Below are 3,693 nucleotides of genomic sequence, written 5' to 3'. Positions count from 1 at the left end.
GAAGTTGACAAATATCAAGGATAATTTTTTTGTAAATACCATAATTGAAGGTAATGCCATTTTCCATTATTTCAGCCTCGAACATGACATATACAGAAAAACTATGACCATGCAGATTTTCTCTTTAACTCTCTGAAAATATAGTGAAGTGACCTGCTGAAAAGTTCATTGCTTGCTTGAATAATTCAATTTTAGTCAGTCGTTTTTTCATGGAAAATGCACACTTATATAAATCCTAAAAGAAATAGGAATGAATAAAATACACTAAATTAAATAGTTACTGGGGAATCAACATAAATATTTGGTTCTTGTAGATAAAAATCAATACCAAAATTTTTCAGCTCCTTAGAAATATTTTGATTAGCAACTTCCAAAAGTCGCTTTCTTAATTGGATAGAATTTTCACTAGAACCGAGAATAAAGAAAGTTATCCTTGCCCGACATTTATCTGTATGTTCATGGTCAAATACTGCTATTTTTGTACTTCCTGGGTCAATACCAAATACTGAATCTGTACTATTTTTAACCACTTGCTCAACTAGAGCTTTTTCTCGTTCTATCAGTTTTTTAGTAAAGTCTAAATATAGTAAAACCATCACTTTTTTACCACGAGTAATATTCTCAATTCCTGTATTAGCTAGTTGATTATTAGGAACAATATATAGAGTACCCGTAGCTGCTACCCTAATTTTTGTAGAGCGCAAACCAATAGATTCAACCCTGCCATAAGTCTCACCTTCTGGCGGAGTATAACCACTTGTTAATGAGAAACGAATATAATCTCCAGGAATAAAAGGACGGTCTAAATACAATACAACAGTACCAAACAATTGCTCCAAAGTTTTAGAAGCAGCAAAACTAATAGCTACACCACCAATAGACACACCAGCCAACAAACCTGTCAATGGAAATCTTTGAGTTTGAGCATAGCCTATAGCTGCGATAAATCCGATTGCTACATTTACTATAGTCTCAAATACTAACAGTAATTCATCAGCTTCTAAGCCTGATTTACGAATAATTTCAATCCCATATATTCTGAGTAACTGTTGAAACAAACGGGAAGCCAACCAGGCAATACTAATAACTACAGCAAGAACGATTAAAGGATTCAAGAAATTGTATAATGCTTTGTAGTCTTCCAACCAAACTGAGGAGAGAGAAATTAATATAAATGTTCCTGCAATTTGGAAAAGTTTTGTCAGTGGTCGAATAAAGTTATTAGTAATTTCCTTGCCTAAATTCGGCATAAACCTATTAATAATTATTTGTACTATTCCTGGTGTATATTTTCCGATCAATACAGATCCCAGGGCAAATACAAAAAAAATTAGATACTGAGGAATGCTAGAACCTTCCAAAAAAACAGATAGCTGATTGACCTTGTTAATTATATTTGAAAAAAACATAAAAAATTCAACTATTAAACTGTAATTGGTGAATCGACATATATACTAGGTTGGTCTATATCAAAAGCAATACCATATTCCTTAAGTTTCAAAGTAATTCTTTGACTAGCATTATCTAACATTTGACGACGTAAATCCATAGATACTTTACCAGAGCCTAAAATAAAAAATGTAATCTGTGCTTGAGTTATATCTTGAGAAGTAGAACTTTGTGAATCTTTAAAAGTAATATCAGTATTGCGTGGCTCGATGCCAAATATATCGCTGGTACTTGTTAAGATAACTTGGCGGATTAATGCTTGTTCTTCAATATCTACATAACGATAAAAAGTTAAGTATAAAATAGACATCACTTTCTTCGCTGCAGTAAAGTTTTCAATATTTACTTGTGTTAGAGAATTATTAGGGATAATAATTAAAGTACCTTTTCCAGAAGAACGAATTTTAGTCGAGCGTAAACCAATAGATTCAACTCTGCCAAAAGTACCATCTGGTAAACCAATATAATCATCTACAACAAAAGGTCTGTCTACATAAAGTACGATACCGCCGAGTAATTGACTTAAAGTATTTTGAGCAGCAAAAGCAACTGCTACACCTCCCACCCCTAAACTGGCAATAATACCAAATACATTAACTTGATGAGTCTGAGCAAAAATGATAATAGCTAATACAATAATGATAAAGTTAGCAACAAACTTACCTACTATAAATAAGTCACTATTGGCTTTCCGGCCAGTTCTGAATGCTGCTTCTATTAAATAAACATCAAAAAACTGTTTAACAAATTGAGAACCTAGCCAAGTAGTTGTAATAGTTAAAATTAAACTAAGAGTAATTTCCAGAATATATAATTCAGAATATGGTGTAACAGCTAGAAGAGTTATCTCAGATATTCCTAAAGCAATTACTACTCCTATTAATAATTTATTCGGAGATATGATAATTTTATATGCTTCGGAAATTTCTGTAGATACTATCTTGCCGATTAATTCAGGGAGTTTACGAATTCCGACAATTGCGACTACTCCTATTATTCCTATGGCAAATATTCGCAGAATTTGACTAATATCTATTACTATTTCTTCTGGCAATTGAATAGTTTCGAGCATAAATAGCTTTTCCTTTAATATTATACTAAATCAGATTTTCAGAGAACCTTTTTAAAGATAAACTAATACCAGAACTCACGCATTATTGCTACATCTCCTTGAGGGTAGAGAGTATGGTTTAAAAACATAATATATCTTGGCTTAATGCCGATAATCCTTACAAACATTACTGAATCATTATTATTACTTAATAACTGAAACCTTAATGAAGTATAGCATTATTTTTGGGAATTGGTATAAGTTTATTTATATCAAGCAGTTAGGATATAGAAATAAGAGATGTATGAGAACCGGATTTAGTATTACTCTCTAAATTTGATTTAATTTTTATCTATTATACTAAGCGTGAAAAAATAATGCTACAAAAAAAGGCTGAAAATTATACCTAAAAATACTTTCTCAAATCCTATAAGCTAACTATAGCAATGAGCGCTCAGGTATTTACAAGGGCTAACTCAAAGTGCATTCTAGAAAAGGTGTACAAAAAATAATGTGTAAATATGCCAGCGCACATTGCTATATTTCGATTTTTTCTACTTTTTTTCTGATTTGTTTATTACTTCTTAACTCTTCCCTCATATACCATGCATGAAAAAAGAACGTTATACCATTTCTCCATGAAGTTGCAATGAATATAAAGATGAGAATGGTATTAAACCTATTCATTCTGATATCATGTCCGATAGCATCGGTATTGTAAGCGCGAAGGTAAGGAAGAAGGAAGAGGGAAGAAGGAAGAAGGCTTAAAAGCTGGAAAAAACTTAAATTTTCTGTAGATATTCACTCTTGGGTTTATACAAATGATACCAGGGGACATGATATGAATCCTGACTCCTGTATGTTCCCAATCCGACGACTCCCCTACCTGACTTCTAAGAAATACCCTAGATATTTGTATCAAACATTTATTGATTTGGTATTACTTCTTCCTTGATGATACCATTTGTCACAAACACTTATCAAATTGGCATTAAATTCTATTCTAAAATCCTCAAAAATTTTGAGTTATCAGATAAGCGATCGCCCAAATTCTATTATCTATTAGTGGGACTTACACAACTTAATGAGCAAAATTAGTCTATAATGCTTGTCAACCAAGGATTTTACTTCAAAAATATCATGGCGATCAAGGAAACAACTCCTACAGCTATGCCTCCTTGCTTTCAAAGATG

The 3,693-nt window shown here is 32.1% G+C and carries 3 protein-coding genes; all 3 read right to left on the bottom strand.

The window, feature by feature from the left end; all coding sequences use genetic code 11:
- A partial coding sequence (locus tag F6K22_RS42715) for a hypothetical protein (protein WP_363275145.1) occupies window positions 1–115 on the bottom strand: 115 nt, incomplete at its 3' end.
- Between the two features lie 154 nt (window positions 116–269).
- On the bottom strand, window positions 270–1,301 hold the full coding sequence (locus F6K22_RS35470) for a mechanosensitive ion channel family protein (RefSeq protein ID WP_293109244.1): 1,032 nt from the start codon (window positions 1,299–1,301) through the stop codon (window positions 270–272).
- A gap of 122 nt (window positions 1,302–1,423) precedes the next feature.
- Window positions 1,424–2,521, bottom strand: coding sequence for a mechanosensitive ion channel family protein (locus tag F6K22_RS35465; RefSeq protein WP_293109242.1), 1,098 nt, complete (start codon window positions 2,519–2,521; stop codon window positions 1,424–1,426).
- Window positions 2,522–3,693: the final 1,172 nt, after the last annotated feature.

Origin of the sequence: Okeania sp. SIO2F4 (assembly GCF_010672385.1) — a bacterium.
In the GTDB taxonomy this organism is placed as follows: domain Bacteria; phylum Cyanobacteriota; class Cyanobacteriia; order Cyanobacteriales; family Microcoleaceae; genus Trichodesmium.
This window is presented reverse-complemented; position numbering and strand designations above follow the sequence as displayed.

Excerpts from the sequence above, each read along its gene's own strand:
- F6K22_RS35465 (WP_293109242.1), bottom strand. The coding sequence starts at position 2,521 with ATGCTCGAAACTATTCAATTGCCAGAAGAAATAGTAATAGATATTAGT.